The organism is Streptococcus oralis (assembly GCF_003943825.1).
GTDB lineage: Bacteria > Bacillota > Bacilli > Lactobacillales > Streptococcaceae > Streptococcus > Streptococcus oralis_CD.
Window position 1 is genome coordinate 179,407 of sequence record NZ_RJNJ01000001.1, and the last position, 15,727, is coordinate 195,133.

14 protein-coding genes are annotated in these 15,727 nt (G+C 36.0%); all 14 read left to right on the forward strand.

Annotated features, from left to right (window positions below):
* Positions 1-49: 49 nt before the first annotated feature.
* Positions 50-2,011, forward strand: a complete 1,962-nt coding sequence (locus D8863_RS00865; protein ID WP_084943309.1) for a peptide ABC transporter substrate-binding protein — start codon at positions 50-52, stop codon at positions 2,009-2,011.
* A 191-nt stretch (positions 2,012-2,202) separates the two neighbouring features.
* A complete protein-coding gene (gene cpsA, locus D8863_RS00870) occupies positions 2,203-3,648 on the forward strand; it encodes an LCP family glycopolymer transferase CpsA (protein WP_125440805.1) in 1,446 nt (481 codons plus the stop codon).
* 1 nt (position 3,649) lies between these two features.
* Positions 3,650-4,381, forward strand: coding sequence for a capsular polysaccharide biosynthesis protein Cps4B (gene cps4B / locus D8863_RS00875; protein ID WP_096753697.1), 732 nt, complete (start codon positions 3,650-3,652; stop codon positions 4,379-4,381).
* Positions 4,382-4,389: 8 nt separating this feature from the next.
* Positions 4,390-5,082 carry a capsular polysaccharide biosynthesis protein CpsC gene (gene cpsC, locus D8863_RS00880; RefSeq protein WP_125440806.1) on the forward strand — a complete coding sequence of 231 codons (693 nt, stop codon included), beginning with the start codon at positions 4,390-4,392 and terminating at the stop codon, positions 5,080-5,082.
* Between the two features lie 9 nt (positions 5,083-5,091).
* Positions 5,092-5,775, forward strand: a complete 684-nt coding sequence (locus D8863_RS00885) for a tyrosine-protein kinase (protein ID WP_001142498.1) — start codon at positions 5,092-5,094, stop codon at positions 5,773-5,775.
* A 55-nt stretch (positions 5,776-5,830) separates the two neighbouring features.
* Positions 5,831-6,466: a sugar transferase gene (locus D8863_RS00890; RefSeq protein ID WP_000812403.1), complete on the forward strand. Its 636-nt coding sequence runs from the start codon at positions 5,831-5,833 to the stop codon at positions 6,464-6,466.
* 214 nt (positions 6,467-6,680) lie between these two features.
* Entirely contained in the window at positions 6,681-7,475 is a 795-nt protein-coding gene (locus D8863_RS00895) for a DUF4422 domain-containing protein (RefSeq protein WP_042902868.1), read from the forward strand.
* 19 nt (positions 7,476-7,494) lie between these two features.
* Positions 7,495-8,712, forward strand: coding sequence for an O-antigen ligase family protein (locus D8863_RS00900; RefSeq protein ID WP_000780145.1), 1,218 nt, complete (start codon positions 7,495-7,497; stop codon positions 8,710-8,712).
* Positions 8,713-8,801: 89 nt separating this feature from the next.
* Complete coding sequence (locus D8863_RS00905; protein ID WP_044021333.1) at positions 8,802-9,638, forward strand: LicD family protein; 837 nt, start codon at positions 8,802-8,804, stop codon at positions 9,636-9,638.
* 7 nt (positions 9,639-9,645) lie between these two features.
* Complete coding sequence (locus tag D8863_RS00910; RefSeq protein ID WP_125440807.1) at positions 9,646-10,740, forward strand: glycosyltransferase family 4 protein; 1,095 nt, start codon at positions 9,646-9,648, stop codon at positions 10,738-10,740.
* Positions 10,741-11,062: 322 nt separating this feature from the next.
* Complete coding sequence (locus tag D8863_RS00920) at positions 11,063-12,016, forward strand: glycosyltransferase family 2 protein (RefSeq protein ID WP_125440809.1); 954 nt, start codon at positions 11,063-11,065, stop codon at positions 12,014-12,016.
* Positions 12,017-12,170: 154 nt separating this feature from the next.
* Complete coding sequence (locus D8863_RS00925; protein WP_125440810.1) at positions 12,171-13,586, forward strand: flippase; 1,416 nt, start codon at positions 12,171-12,173, stop codon at positions 13,584-13,586.
* Position 13,587: 1 nt separating this feature from the next.
* Positions 13,588-14,586, forward strand: a complete 999-nt coding sequence (locus D8863_RS00930; protein WP_125440811.1) for an acyltransferase — start codon at positions 13,588-13,590, stop codon at positions 14,584-14,586.
* 13 nt (positions 14,587-14,599) lie between these two features.
* Positions 14,600-15,703, forward strand: coding sequence for a UDP-galactopyranose mutase (gene glf / locus D8863_RS00935; RefSeq protein ID WP_125440812.1), 1,104 nt, complete (start codon positions 14,600-14,602; stop codon positions 15,701-15,703).
* The last annotated feature ends 24 nt before the right edge of the window (positions 15,704-15,727 follow it).

Here is a 15,727-nt window from a genome sequence, read left to right on the forward strand (position 1 = left end):
TTTGATAAAATATGGTTATGTTATAAAAAGTGACATAAAGGAGCAAATGATGATCAAAATGAAAAAAAGACTAATCGGGACAGGTCTTGTCTTAGCGACAGGGATTTTGCTCTCGGCATGTGGACAGTCCAACACAGATACTAGCACTTATTCATCAACATTTAGTGCGAATCCAACAACTTTTAACTATCTTCTAGATTATTATGCAGATAACACTGCCGTTATTACCAATCTTGTAGATGGTTTGTTAGAAAATGACAGCTATGGGAACCTCGTACCTGCTCTTGCGGAGGATTGGTCTGTTTCAGCAGATGGTTTGACTTATACCTACAAGCTTAGAAAAGATGCCAAGTGGTATACAGCTGACGGTGAGGAATATGCTTCAGTCAAAGCTCAGGATTTTGTCACTGGGATCAAATATGCCGCTGACAACAAGGGGCAAGCCATGGATCTGATCCAAAATTCAATCAAGGGATTGAATGACTATGTGACGGGTGTGACTAATGACTTTTCAACTGTTGGTGTCAAAGCCTTGGATGACTATACGGTTGAGTACACTTTGACACGACCAGAACCTTATTGGAACTCTAAGACAACCAATAGTATTCTTTTCCCAGTCAACGAAGAGTTTTTGAAATCAAAAGATAAAGACTTTGGTACCTTGACACCAGACAGCATCCTTTATAACGGTCCATATCTGTTAAAAGATTTCACATCAAAATCTTCGATCGAATATGTGAAGAATCCACACTATTATGACCATGATAAAGTAACCATTGAAAAAGTTAAGTTAGCCTACTTTGATGGGTCAGATCAGGAGATGACCATTCGAAACTTTGAAAGTGGTGCTTACTCGATTGCAGGAGTCTATCCAAATAGTTCGAATTATGCTAAGACAAAAGAAAAATACCAAGACAATATCGTCTATAGCTTACAAGACAAGACATCTTGGTACTTTAACTTTAACGTCAACCGCAAAACCTATAATCATACCGCTAAAACAACGGACGAACAAAAGAAATCAGCTCAAACAGCTATCTTAAATAAAAATTTCCGTCAGGCTATCAACTTTGGAATTGATCGAACAGCCTACTCTGCTCAATCTAACGGTGAAGAAGCAGCGAGCAAAACCCTTCGTAATACTCTGGTTCCCCCAACATTTGTCCAGGTGGGAGATAAGACCTTTGGAGAAGTAACAGCTTCTAAGCTTGTGAACTACGGAACTGAGTGGTCAGGTATCAATTTGGCAGACGCTCAAGATGCTTACTTCAACAAGGAAAAGGCCCAAGCAAAATTTGCGGAAGCTAAAAAGGAATTGGAAGCCCAAGGCGTGACTTTCCCAATCCATTTGGATGTCCCTGTTGATCAGACAAATAAAAATGCGGTTTCTGGTATGAACTCGGTTAAACAAACCCTTGAAACAGTACTAGGTTCTGACAATATCGTCATTGATGTTCAACAGCTTTCTACAGATGACTTTGGAAATGTTGCCTTCCTAGCACCAAATCCAGCAGCTCGTGACTACGACCTAAACTTTGATGGTTGGGTTGGTGATTACCAGGATCCGTCAACTTATCTAGATCCCTTCAATGCTGAAACTGGCTTCTATCTCAAGATTTTTGGTCTTGATGCCAAGGAAGACCAAGAGCTCATTAAGAGTTTGGGGCTCGATATCTATACGAAACTCCTGAAAGAAGCCGATGCTGAGAACAAAGATGTCGCTAAGCGTTATGAAAAATACGCTGAAGCGCAAGCTTGGATGATTGACAATTCTCTAGTCATGTCTGCTATGTCAAATGGTGGTACAGCCTCTGTAACCAAAGTAACTCCGTTTACACGTGCCTACTCTCTAGTGGGAATAAAGGGTGACGGAAATAATTATAAGTACATGAGATTACAAAAAGACCCTGTTACCAAGAAACAATTTGACGAAGCTAAGGCTAAGTGGGAAGCAGAAAGTAAAAAGGCTATCGAAAAGAGCCAAAAAGAGTTTGAAAACCACGTAAAATAAGATTACAGACAAGGTTGCCTCTGAGCGCCTTGTCTTTTTGTGTAGAATGGCATTCGGAACTTTGCTTATATTTTAGAGCAACTTAAGAGAACAAAAGCGAATGAAAACGCTGAAAATAGCAAGGATGGATGGAATTTCCATCATGATTGTGATATAATATTTATAACTATTAACGTGTATAGGGGATTATCATGAGTAGACGTTCAAAGAGAGCTCGTTTAGGGAATGTAAAACGAAATATTAATATAGTTTTAGCAACCATTTATTTGTTATTGAGTGGTTTTTTGTTGTTCTTAATTTTCAAACATAATATCCTAGCTTTTCGATACCTCAATATCCTTACGGCGGTTCTTATTCTCGTTTCTGCTGTAATTGCAATCCTCCTGATAGTGTATAAAAAAGCCGAGAAGTTTACGGTTTTCTTTTTGACACTTGCTATCGTAGTTAGCTCGGTTTCTCTCTATGCTTTGCAGCAGTTTGTCGGTTTTACCAATCATATCAATGCGACCTCAAACTACTCAGAGTATTCGATGAGTGTGGTCGTTTTGAAAGATAGTGAAATCAATAATGTGACCCAGTTGGATAGTGTAACAGGTCCAACTGAAACAGATAATGATAATATCCAAAAGTTGGTGGCAGATATTAAGACGACACAGAGTAAAGACTTGACAGTTGAACAGAGTGCTTCTTATCTAGCAGCTTATAAGAGTCTGCTTTCTGGCGAAACGAAAGCAATTGTCTTAAATAGTGTCTTTGAAAATATCATTGAAGCAGAGTATCCAGATTATGCTTCAAAAATCAAAAAAATCTATACAAAACAATTAACTAAGGATGTTGCGGCACCAAAGGTATCGAAGAATAAAGCTTTCAATATTTATGTGAGTGGTATTGATACCTATGGTCCGATTAGTTCAGTATCTCGTTCTGATGTGAATATTCTAATGACTGTGAATCGAGATACCAAGAAAATTCTTCTGACTACAACGCCTCGAGATTCCTATGTTCCGATTGCGGATGGAGGAAACAATCAAAAGGATAAATTGACCCACGCTGGAATCTATGGAGTGGACTCGTCGATTCATACCTTGGAAAATCTCTATGGTGTGGATATTAACTACTATGTTCGCTTGAACTTCACTTCTTTCTTGAAGTTGATTGACCTTTTAGGTGGAATTGATGTCTATAATGATCAGGAGTTTACAGCACATACTAACGGGAAGTATTATCCTGTCGGGAATGTTCATTTAGACTCTGAGCAGGCTCTTGGTTTTGTCCGTGAGCGCTACTCTCTAGCAGATGGAGATCGAGATCGTGGTCGGAACCAACAAAAGGTTATTGTAGCTATTATTCAGAAGTTGACGTCAACTGAGGCTTTAAAAAACTACGATAACATCATCAAGGGATTGCAAGATTCTCTTCAGACCAATATGCCTTTAGAAACCATGATGGATCTGGTTAATACTCAATTGGAGAGTGGTGGGAACTACAAAGTCAACTCTCAAGACTTGAAGGGAACTGGACGCACGGATCTTCCTTCATACGCTATGCCAGATAGTAACCTCTACATGATGGAAATTGATGAAAGTAGCTTGGCTGCCGCCAAAGCTGCTATCAATGATGTGATGGAGGGCAAGTAGCATGATAGATATCCATTCGCACATCGTTTTTGATGTGGACGATGGTCCAAAGTCGATAGAGGAAAGTAAAAAACTTCTTAGAGAGGCCTACAGTCAAGGAGTGAGGACAATCGTTTCCACTTCGCATAGACGAAAAGGGATGTTCGAAACTCCTGAAGAAAAAATTGCAACCAACTTTCTGAAGGTACGAGAAATGGCTAAGGAGGTTGCGGATGACTTAATCATTGCCTATGGGGCAGAAATCTACTATACGCCAGATGTTGTTGAGAAGTTAGAAAAGAAATTAATCCCAACCCTCAACGATAGCCGCTATGCTTTGATTGAGTTTAGTATGAATACAGCCTATCGAGATATGCATAAGGGATTGAGTGATATTCTAATGCTAGGCATTACACCCGTCATTGCCCACATTGAACGTTACGATGCTTTAGAAAATAATGAAAAGCGCGTGCGAGAGCTGATTGATATGGGATGTTATACTCAGGTTAATAGTTCTCATGTTTTGAAACCAAAACTCTTCGGAGAAACCTATAAATTTATGAAAAAGAGAGCCCAGTATTTCTTGGAACGAGATCTGGTTCACGTGATAGCAAGTGATATGCACAACTTGGATCACCGACCTCCTCATATGGAGGAAGCCTATGATATCATTGCTAAAAAATACAGTGAAGATAAGGCTAAGGAACTTTTTAAGGATAATCCCCGAAAAATAATAATGGATCAATTGATTTAGGAGAAAAAATGAAAGAACAAAATATGATGGAAATCGATGTATTTCACTTACTTAAAATCCTTTGGAAACGAAAATTGTTAATTGCTTTGGTAGCATTCGTGACAGGGATAGTAGCATTTGCCTACAGTAGTTTTATTGTGAAGCCGGAGTTTACGAGTACAACCCGAATTTATGTGGTCAATCGTAATCAGGGAGATAAGCCTGGCTTGACTAACCAAGACTTGCAAGCCGGATCTTACTTGGTAAAAGACTATCGTGAAATTATTCTCTCGCAAGACGTTTTAGAGAAGGTTGCGACTGATTTGAAACTAGAACTCCCTCCAAAAGGTCTAGCTAGTAAAATCAAGGTAACAGTTCCAGTGGATACGCGTATTGTATCGATTTCTGTTACAGACCGTGCACCTGAGGAAGCTAGCCGTATCGCCAACTCTTTGAGAGAGGTTGCGGCTCAAAAGATCATCAGCGTCACTCGCGTTTCAGATGTGACAACACTTGAAGAAGCACGCCCAGCAACATCGCCATCTTCACCAAATATTCGTCGCAATACCATGGTTGGATTCCTTGCGGGAGCGGTTGTGATGGTTGTCACAGTTCTCCTTGTTGAGATTTTGGATACACGAGTGAAACGTCCAGAAGATATTGAGGACGTGTTGCAAATTGCACTATTGGGAGTAGTTCCAAATTTGGATAAATTGAAATAGGAGAGAAAAATGCCAACGTTAGAGATTGCACATAAAAAACTGGATCAGGCAAGAAAAGCAGAAGAGTACTATAATGCCCTTCGTACCAATATACAATTGAGTGGGAATAACTTGCAAGTGATTTCTATTACGTCTGTCAAACCAGGAGAAGGGAAATCAACAACTTCTACCAATATTGCTTGGGCTTTCGCGCGTGCAGGCTATAAGACACTGTTGATCGATGCGGATATCCGTAATTCAGTCATGTCAGGTGTCTTTAAATCACGTGAAAAGATTACAGGCCTAACAGAGTTCTTGTCAGGCACAACAGACCTATCACAAGGTTTATGTGAAACCAATGTTGAAAATCTGTTTGTCATTCAAGCGGGCTCTGTATCACCAAACCCAACAGCTTTGTTACAAAGTGAAAATTTTGCGACCATGATTGACACCTTACGCAAGTACTTTGACTACATCGTTGTAGATACTGCCCCGATTGGAGTTGTTATCGATGCGGCGATTATCACGCAGCAGTGTGACGCTTCTGTTTTAGTAACTGCGGCTGGTGAAACAAATCGTCGTGATGTCCAAAAAGCTAAAGAACAACTCGAACAAACAAGCAAACCATTTCTAGGAGTAGTACTAAATAAATTTAATACTTCAGTTGAAAAATATGGCTCCTATGGAGCATATGGAAACTATGGGAAAAAGTAGGGAATCTTGTAGTTGGAAAATTATCTAAGGGGATTATTACAAGGGGGAGTTTTAGGTGAAACAAAACAAGATCATCTATATTGCCTTCAAAAGGTCTATGGATGTATTTATCGGCTTGTTTGGAACGGTATTTATAGTTTTACCCTGTTCTCTGGTCATCTTTGTAATCTATAAAATGAAAGGTTACAAAGGAAGTATATTTTTTACACAGTGCAGAGCAGGTCTCAGAGGGAAAAAATTTAAAATTATTAAGTTTAGGTCTATGGTCGAGAATGCAGAAGAAATTCTGATTTCGAATAAGGAACTTTATGAAAAGTATAAAAAGAATAGCTATAAATTGCCACCAAATGAAGATCCACGACTTACAAATATTGGAGATTTTATAAGAAAAACAAGTATTGATGAGGTTCCACAGTTTATAAATGTACTACTAGGTGATATGAGTCTTATTGGTCCAAGACCAATTCTTGAAAATGAACTAGACGAATATACCGAGGATGAACAGGAAATTTTATTGTCTGTTCGTCCTGGGATTACAGGGATATGGCAAGTTTCTGGTAGGAGTGGAGTATATTATCCTGAACGTTGTGAGATGGAATTATATTATCCTAGAAATCAGTCTTTACGGTTAGATATCAAAATCTTCTTTTTGACCATTAGAAGAGTGTTATCCCGTGAAGGAGCTCATTGAGAATTCAAACTGAGTCGGCATAAAGTGAAATATATAAAGATAAAATTGAATACAAAAAGGATATCTTTGGTATTCAATTTTATCTTTTTGGGTCAAGATAGTTTTAGTGATAATCTATTTTGGTTGGATATTTTTTAATAGAGAATGATTACAATTTTGATTAAAAGGTAGTTGAGCTAGTTATGGATGAAGGGAATTGAATTAGGATATAGAAATGTCTAAAACGTATAGAATCATAGTTGCAACACATAAACGATTTCAAATGCCAGAGGATAAGGACTTGTACATCCCTATCCAAGTTGGTAGTGAGGGTAAGGAAGATTTAGGTTATCAACCAGATAATCAAGGAGTTCATATTTCTCACCTTAATCCTTATTATTGTGAATTAACAGGATTATATTGGGCTTGGAAAAATTTAGAATGTGATTATCTTGGATTGGTACATTACCGTAGATATTTCACATCAAAACGACACTCATATAGCGAAGCAATCAGTATGGATGATATTATTCTTTCAAAATCAGAAGTGAAAAACTTGATGTCGAATTATGATGTTATCGTTCCTAAAAAACGGAAATATTATATTGAAACGCTATACTCTCACTATGCACATACTCACGATGCTAAGCATTTAGATATGACGCGTCAGATCATAAGTGAGATAAGCCCAGAATACATTGAAACATTTGATAGTATAATGAAGCAACGCAGTGGGTATATGTTCAATATGTTTATCATGTCTAAAGAGAATGTGGCGGCTTATTGTGAATGGTTATTCCCAATTGTTGATGAAATATATAAAAGGTTGGATATAACAGATTATTCTGCTTTTGACGCTAGATTATTTGGTCGTATCAGTGAACGTTTGTTCAATGTTTGGTTGGCAAAACAAGATTTGCGGGTAAAAGAGATTCCGTTCATTTATATGGAAAAAATTGATTTGATTCAAAAAGGGAGGTCCTTTTTACAAGCAAAATTCTTTGGAAAAAAATATGGACAGAGTTTTTAGATAGGGATGAATAATAAGAATGAAATTAGTACTAAAAATAAAATCTGTACCAGAACTTTTGGCTCTTGTTGCTTTAGGGATATTTTTAACGGTTTCGATATTAAATGTAACTTTTTATGCTCGGTATCTACCTGGAACAGTTTATAAATTAGCGATAGCTTTTTCCCTCTTTCTTTTGGTTATAAAAGAGTCGTTTAAGAGAAAATATGACTATAGAACTCTCATTGGTTTGTTTGCAACGATTTTAATTTATTTTATAGTGGGGAAAATGACATCTCTAAGTTCAGAACTTCCTGTAAGTATATTATTTATTTATACTTTACGAGATATTCCCTTTAAGAAGGTGGCGAAAACTTCATTAGTCGTTAGTATGTGCTTGTTGTTTTTTGTTATCATAAGCGCAAGATTAGGAATAATAACGAACTATATAGAAATTTCTGGTCCTCGGGTACGGGCCTACCTAGGCTTTAGATATGCTCTATTTCCTTCGGTTTTACTGATGAATATAGTTGCTATTGTGTTTTATTTAAAGCAAAACAAAATCCAATACTGGCAATGGCTACTGTTAGCTCTATCAGTTTATTGGGTATATGATCAAACGGATTCTCGTTTAACATTTTATAGTTCCTGTGTATTGCTGGCATGCAGTTTGTTAATAAAATGGTTTCCGAAACTATTTTCAAAGTTAGGATATGTGATTAAAGTTTTTAAACCAACCTTTATTGTAAATGCAGTTATTAGTTTTTGGGTCTCCGTTACCTATCTCAATTCAAGTCATTCTTTTATCAATGATCTTCTTTTTAAAGTGAATCATATGTTAGGTGGTCGGATATACTTGGCTAATAAATCTTTAAATCTCTATGGTTTTGGATTTTTTGGACGACCAGTTTACTGGAATGGGAATGGTCTGACTGTTGAAGGTGTTAGAAACTATCAGACCTATCTGTATGTGGACAATTTGTATGTCCAAATTTTACAGAGATTTGGCCTACTCATCCTGGGATTAATGGTCTCAGTTCTATCTTTGACACTACTTAAAGTCATTAAGAAACGCCAGTGGATTCTTGCTCTGATTTTGATATTAATGAGTTTTCACTCTATGATTGATGATTTGAATTTCTATCTTCATAACAATATTTTTTGGATATTAGTAGGTGTTTTAATAAACTCGGATTATCAGTTTTCTGATGAAAGCGATGAAGATCAAGGGGGACGTTCGTTTGAAAAAATCGTATAGTGAAATGGTAAGAAGTATTTAACGAGAACTTAAAAGAGCATAGACTGAGACGACGGTTTAATTTCGATTTATTTATATAGGAGGAAAGTATGTCGGATATCAAAATCATTCAAGATAAGATTTTATCTATTTTGAAAGAGTTTATTAATATTTGCGAAGAAAATAACCTAACCTACTATGCTCTAGGTGGGACCTTGTTAGGAGCGGTACGTCATAAAGGTTTCATACCTTGGGATGATGACATCGATATCGGTATGCCGAGAGAAGATTACGAAAAGTTTAAAAAAATAGCTTCAAATGTCTTGCCGGAAAACTACAAGTTTTTAAGCGAAGATACATTAAACTATAAAAAAGCTTTCTCTGTGATTCGAGATGATTCTACAAAAATCATCATGAATTATAGTAAAGAAGAATTGGTAGAAAGTTTGTGGATAGACATTTTCCCGCTAGATGGTATGCCCTCTAACGCTTTAAAGAAAAAAATTCATTCTTTGAGATACTTGTACGCAAGGATGATGGTTCAACTCTCGCAATTCAATAGTTTGGTGAATCAGAAAAAAGAAAATCGACCATTCATTGAAAAGATAATTATTGCTTTTGCGAATGCTGTTAATATTGAGAAGATTATTTCCTTTACATGGGCTCAGAAAAAATATTTACAAACGATAAAAAAATATTCGTTTGATGAAGCTTATGCAGGAAATTATACGGGAGCTTACAAATTAAAAGAGATAGTACCGAGTGATTACTTTGGAGAACCAGTCCTATTACAGTTTGAAGATCTTAAACTTTGTTGTCCTTGCAAATACAAAGAATATTTAACAGCCATTTACGGAGCGGATTATATGCAATTGCCACCAGAAGACAAAAGAACTCTTCACCACTACGAGATTATATCACTGGGTGAAAATGAAGGGGAAGTGTAGTTTAAAGATGAAAAAAATCGCTTTAGTGAAATGGAGTATCGATAGAACAGATGGAGGACTGAAAGTAGCAACCAGCCTTGCAAATGAGTTATCAACTATGTATGAAGTTCATCTTCTCTCGATGATTTCTACAGAAAACAATTTCTTCTCGCTGAAACAATCGGTTCGATATCAAAATTTATCATCAAAGAAAATATCTATGAGTAAAAATTTTCTCGAAGCGGTCAAGTTGTTGAGAAACTATCTGAAAGAAGAGAACATTGATATTGTTTTTGGAATCGGAATGAGTATGAATACAGTTGGTGTAGCAAGCATAATTGGTTTGAAAACAAAATTTGTTTCCTGCGACCATACAAATTCTATAGTAGATATTGATACTAAAGTTAAGAAGATACAAAGGTATATTGGAGCGAAATTTGCTGATAAACTCGTGACCCTTACTCAAGAAGACCGTGAAAATTATATAAAAAAATACGGTGTTCCTGAAGAAAGGATTTGCTACATCTATAATTGGAAAGAGGCTTCTCTTTCAGATGCCTCCTATAATAAAAATTCAACTAAAATCGTGACGGTTGGCCGTTTTGATTATCAAAAAGGATTTGATTATCTTGTTCAAGTCGCGAAAAAAGTGTTAGTGAAAAGGTCTGACTGGACTTGGGAAATCTACGGTTCTGGGAATCAAAATGAGGTGGATAAAATCAGAAATTTCATCACCGAATATGATTTACAGGACAAGTTAGTCATAAAAGGACTCGAAAAAAATCAGGATTTGATTTATGGAGATAAAGGGATTTATGTCATGACTTCTCGTTATGAAGGTTTACCTCTAGTTCTACTGGAAGCTCAACAATACAACCTCCCAATTGTTAGTTTCAGATGTCCAACAGGACCAAATGAGATTGTTGAAGATGGGGTCAATGGTTATCTGATTGATTGTTATGATACCGATAAAATGAGTGATAGAATACTTGAATTGATGGAAGATTCGAACTTGCGAAGTTCCTTCTCCAATCATGCCAAGGATAATATGGATAAATTCGATAAGGAAAAAATTCTCAAGCAGTGGATTGAACTAATTGAGACGATTTATGAGATAAGATGAAGGATTGTTTATTAACAATTGTAATGCCTAGTTGTAATATTCAGGACTACATTTTAAAAGGGCTGGAGTCTTTTCAATAAGTGCATCCGAATTATAAAAATAAATTTGAAGTACTGGTTGTCATGGATGGTCAGTAATTCGGAAAGGTCGTTAAAGGAGCTATATAGTAAAATTGAGCAAAGATCATATAAATACGTTCCTACGAAAAAATTTGACAGATGGTCTTACTTAAATTATAGGACTAACTTTGCTTTTGGAATAGTTTTTAATCCGAATTTGAAGAAATACTCTGAAAAGAAAGAAAAAGAGAGGGGCGTTTAAGATGTTTATCAGCATCGTTGTTCCTGTTTATAATGTTGCAGACTATCTGCATTTTGCGATAGAAAGCTTAATTAAACAGACCTATCAAAACTTTGAGATAATCCTTGTAAATGATGGTTCCACAGACAATTCTCCCATATTATGCGAAGATTATGCAAAGCAATATGAAAATATCCATGTTTTCCACAAAGAAAATGGTGGATTATCTGATGCACGTAACTTTGGAGTGGCAAAAGCCAACTCAGATTGGATTTTCTTTTTAGATCCGGATGATTATCTTGAAGAATATACGCTAGAGTTAATCGTGAAAATTCAGGAAACACATCAAGCAGACTTGATTTCAACAAAGGTAAAAGCTACTTCAAAATATAATGCTTATACTTCTTATCGATTGCAAGACTCAGACTATAAAGATTTGGCTCCGATTACAAAAGAAAAGGCTCTGGAACTAATGTTGGATGACAAAGTTGCAACGGTTTCTGCCTGTGCTAAGCTTTATAAAAAAAGTATATTAGAACGAGTCCCTTTTCCAGTTGGGAAAATCTATGAGGATTTTTATGTTGTAGCAGAACATCTTGCCTTAGCTGAAAGAATCGTGATCAGTCCACTTGAAACCTACAATTACTATCGTAGGGAAGGGAGTATAGTTCGTTCAACATTTACTGAAAAAAGATATGATTTCTTTGAAGCTGTTGCAAAAAATGAGGAAGTTATTAAAAGAGAGTACATTCAGAGTCCAGAATTAAAGCAAGCTTTACAAGCTAAAAAATTATTAGGTGGTTTTGTAGTAATTGGTGCAAAAGCTGACTCAGGCTTAAAAGATTTTTCAAAAGATAGAGAGTTGTTGAGAGTCGAAATGAGTGACTTGTTAAAAAATAATAAGTTATCATGGAAACTAAAACTAAAATACCTTATTTTTATGTTAAACCCTAGATTGTATTTGTTGCTACGATAGTATCGTGCATAGATCCAATTTAATTTGCAACAAGTGTCAAAAAAATGTAGGAAAGAGGAAATATGAAAGAAGTTTTTAGAATAATTGACCATTATAAGTATGACCAGTCAAACTTTTTGTTTTCACTGATTAATTCTAAATTGGATGACTTGAAATGAAAGTATTAAAAAACTACGCTTACAATCTTTCTTATCAGTTATTAGTGATTATACTCCCAATCATTACGACTCCCTATGTAACACGGGTCTTTTCTTCGGATGATTTAGGGACGTATGGATACTTTAATTCCATTGTTACCTACTTCATCCTCATAGCGACGCTGGGAGTTGCTAACTATGGTACTAAGGTCATTTCAGGACATCGTAATGAGATTAATAAAAACTTTTGGGGTATCTACTCTCTACAATTAGGGGCAACAGTTCTTTCTCTGTCCTTATATGCTCTTCTTTGTATGACTCTTCCCTCTATGCAAAATCCGGTAGCCTACATTCTAGGCTTGAGTTTAGTTTCAAAAGGTTTAGACATTTCCTGGCTCTTTCAAGGGCTAGAAGATTTTCGAAAGATTACTGTTCGAAATATCACAGTTAAACTCGTTGGAGTCATTTCAATCTTTCTCTTTGTCAAATCTGCAAATGACCTATATCTCTATGTTTTTTTGCTAACCATATTTGAACTCTTGGGGCAACTAAGTATGTGGGTGCCTGCTCGTGAGTTTATCGGCAGTTCTCATTTTAGCATAGAATATGCTAGGCATCATTTAAAGCCGGTCATATTATTATTCCTTCCTCAAGTAGCTATTTCTTTGTACATTACGCTGGATCGTACCATGCTTGGAGCCTTAGCTTCTACAAAAGATGTAGGGATTTATGACCAGGCCCTAAAATTAGTAAATATCCTTCTGACCTTGGTAACTTCCTTGGGAAGCGTTATGTTGCCTCGTGTCGCGCATTTGTTAGCGACAGGTGATCACAAAGCGGTTAACAAAATGCATGAGATGTCCTTCCTCATTTATAATCTAGTCATTTTCCCAATGATGGCAGGAATTTTAATCGTCAATGATGATTTTGTTCAGTTTTTTCTTGGTCAAGATTTTCAGGATGCACGTTATGCAATCGCCATTATGATCTTCCGTATGTTCTTTATCGGTTGGACCAACATCATGGGAATTCAGATTTTAATTCCCCATAATAAAAATAAAGAATTCATGATTTCAACAACAGCTCCCGCAATAATCAGTGTAGGTTTGAATTTACTATTCCTTCCTAAACTTGGATATATCGGAGCAGCCATTGTTTCTGTTTTGACAGAGGCGTTGGTATGGGCGATACAATTATACTTTACCCGTAGATACCTAAAAGAAGTTCCAATTATCGGATCTTTAACAAAAATTATTCTAGCATCAGCTATCATGTATGGTATCTTGCTAGGTTTAAAAACAGTTATACATTTTTCACCAACCATAAATTTTATAGTATTTGCAGTGCTTGGTGGAATCATTTATCTTTTTGCAATTCTATCTTTGAAAGTGGTAGATGTAAAAGAATTAAAACAAATTATTAGGAAAAACTAGAATGCAAAAAAATAGGAATATCAGCCTAGATTTATTAAAAGTGCTTGCGTGTATTGGGGTCATTTTACTCCATACAACAATGGGGGGATTTAAAGAGACAGGATCATGGAATCTTTTGGCATATTTATATTATTTAGGTACCTACTCCATTCCCTTGTTTTTTATGGTCAATGGTTATTTATTGTTAGACAAAAGGGAAATAACTTATCCTTACATACTTCAAAAAGTCAAATGGATTCTAATAACAGTGTCATCATGGAACATTATCGTTTGGCTCTTTAAAAGAGACTTTGCGGTTAATCCAATTAAAAAAATTGTAGGCTCTCTGTTACAAAAAGGGTATTTCTTTCAGTTTTGGTTTTTTGGTTCGCTGATTCTTATTTATTTATGTTTGCCTGTTTTGAAAACAGTTATAAACTCGAAAAGAAAATATGTATATATTCTATCTTTATTGGTGGCAATTGGGTTTATAGTTGAATTTGCAAATATTTTCCTTCAGATTCCTATACAAACTCATGTTATGCAAACTTTTAGATTATGGACTTGGTTTTTCTACTATCTTTTAGGTGGTTATATAGCGCAATTCAATATAGACAACCTCAAATATAGATTTAAAAATTGGATGAAAATAGTTAGCATACTTTTATTATTGATTTCACCAATTATATTGTTTTTCTTAGCAAAGAATACTTACCATAATCTTTTTGCTGAATATTTTTATGATACTTTATTTGTAAAAGTCAGTACTCTAGGAATTTTTCTAACTATCCTCACGCTTACGTTGAATGAAAACCGAAACGAATGGATTGTTTTCCTTTCTAATCAAACAATGGGAGTTTTCATAATACACACTTATATTATGAAATTGTGGGAAAGGATATTTGGTTTTAATTTTGTAGGAGCATATTTACTTTTTGCTCTATTTACTTTAAGTGTTAGTTTTATTATTGTTGGAATGTTAATGAAGATTCCTTACTTCAATCGAATCGTCAAATTATAAAAAGGAGAACACTATGTACGATTATCTTATCGTTGGTGCTGGTTTGTCTGGAGCAATCTTCGCACACGAAGCTACAAAACGCGGTAAAAAAGTTAAAGTGATTGACAAGCGTGATCACATCGGTGGAAATATCTACTGTGAAAATGTTGAGGGCATCAATGTCCACAAGTATGGTGCCCACATTTTCCATACTTCCAATAAAAAAGTATGGGACTATGTTAACCAATTCGCTGAGTTTAACAACTATATCAACTCGCCAGTTGCTAACTACAAGGGGAGTCTTTACAATCTTCCTTTCAATATGAATACCTTCTACGCTATGTGGGGAACTAAGACACCACAAGAAGTCAAGAACAAGATTGCCCAGCAAACGGCTGATATGAAAGATGTTGAGCCCAAGAACTTGGAAGAACAAGCCATCAAGTTGATTGGTCCAGATATCTATGAAAAGTTGATCAAGGGTTACACAGAAAAACAATGGGGACGTTCTGCTACTGATCTTCCACCATTCATCATCAAACGCTTGCCGGTTCGTTTAACCTTTGATAATAATTATTTTAATGACCGTTATCAAGGGATTCCAATTGGGGGCTACAACGTAATAATCGAAAATATGCTAAATGAAGTAGAAGTAGAACTTGGAGTGGACTTTTTTGCCAATCGTCGAGAATTAGAGGCTTCTGCTGAAAAAGTTGTCTTTACAGGGATGATTGACCAGTACTTTGACTACAAACACGGGGAGTTGGAATACCGTAGTCTTCGTTTTGAACATGAAGTTCTAGATGAGGAAAACTATCAAGGAAACGCAGTTGTAAACTATACAGAACGAGAAATTCCTTATACTCGTATCATCGAGCATAAACACTTTGAGTATGGTACTCAGGAGAAAACGGTTATTACTCGCGAATACCCAGCTGATTGGAAACGAGGAGATGAACCCTATTATCCAATCAATGATGAGAGAAATAATGCTATCTTTGCTAAATATCAAGAAGAAGCGGCGCAGAATGATAAGGTTATTTTCTGTGGACGTTTAGCAGATTATAAATACTACGATATGCATGTGGTAATCGAACGTGCATTGAATGTGGTAGAGGAAGAACTAGGGAGTATCTAAGAACATCATAGATAAAGGGGAGAA

Excerpts from the sequence above, each read along its gene's own strand:
- D8863_RS00930 (WP_125440811.1), top strand. The coding sequence starts at position 13,588 with ATGCAAAAAAATAGGAATATCAGCCTAGATTTATTAAAAGTGCTTGCG.
- D8863_RS00905 (WP_044021333.1), top strand. The coding sequence starts at position 8,802 with ATGTCGGATATCAAAATCATTCAAGATAAGATTTTATCTATTTTGAAA.
- D8863_RS00900 (WP_000780145.1), top strand. The coding sequence starts at position 7,495 with ATGAAATTAGTACTAAAAATAAAATCTGTACCAGAACTTTTGGCTCTT.
- D8863_RS00895 (WP_042902868.1), top strand. The coding sequence starts at position 6,681 with ATGTCTAAAACGTATAGAATCATAGTTGCAACACATAAACGATTTCAA.
- D8863_RS00920 (WP_125440809.1), top strand. The coding sequence starts at position 11,063 with ATGTTTATCAGCATCGTTGTTCCTGTTTATAATGTTGCAGACTATCTG.
- D8863_RS00885 (WP_001142498.1), top strand. The coding sequence starts at position 5,092 with ATGCCAACGTTAGAGATTGCACATAAAAAACTGGATCAGGCAAGAAAA.
- D8863_RS00925 (WP_125440810.1), top strand. The coding sequence starts at position 12,171 with ATGAAAGTATTAAAAAACTACGCTTACAATCTTTCTTATCAGTTATTA.
- D8863_RS00865 (WP_084943309.1), top strand. The coding sequence starts at position 50 with ATGATCAAAATGAAAAAAAGACTAATCGGGACAGGTCTTGTCTTAGCG.
- cpsC (WP_125440806.1), top strand. The coding sequence starts at position 4,390 with ATGAAAGAACAAAATATGATGGAAATCGATGTATTTCACTTACTTAAA.
- glf (WP_125440812.1), top strand. The coding sequence starts at position 14,600 with ATGTACGATTATCTTATCGTTGGTGCTGGTTTGTCTGGAGCAATCTTC.
- cpsA (WP_125440805.1), top strand. The coding sequence starts at position 2,203 with ATGAGTAGACGTTCAAAGAGAGCTCGTTTAGGGAATGTAAAACGAAAT.
- cps4B (WP_096753697.1), top strand. The coding sequence starts at position 3,650 with ATGATAGATATCCATTCGCACATCGTTTTTGATGTGGACGATGGTCCA.
- D8863_RS00910 (WP_125440807.1), top strand. The coding sequence starts at position 9,646 with ATGAAAAAAATCGCTTTAGTGAAATGGAGTATCGATAGAACAGATGGA.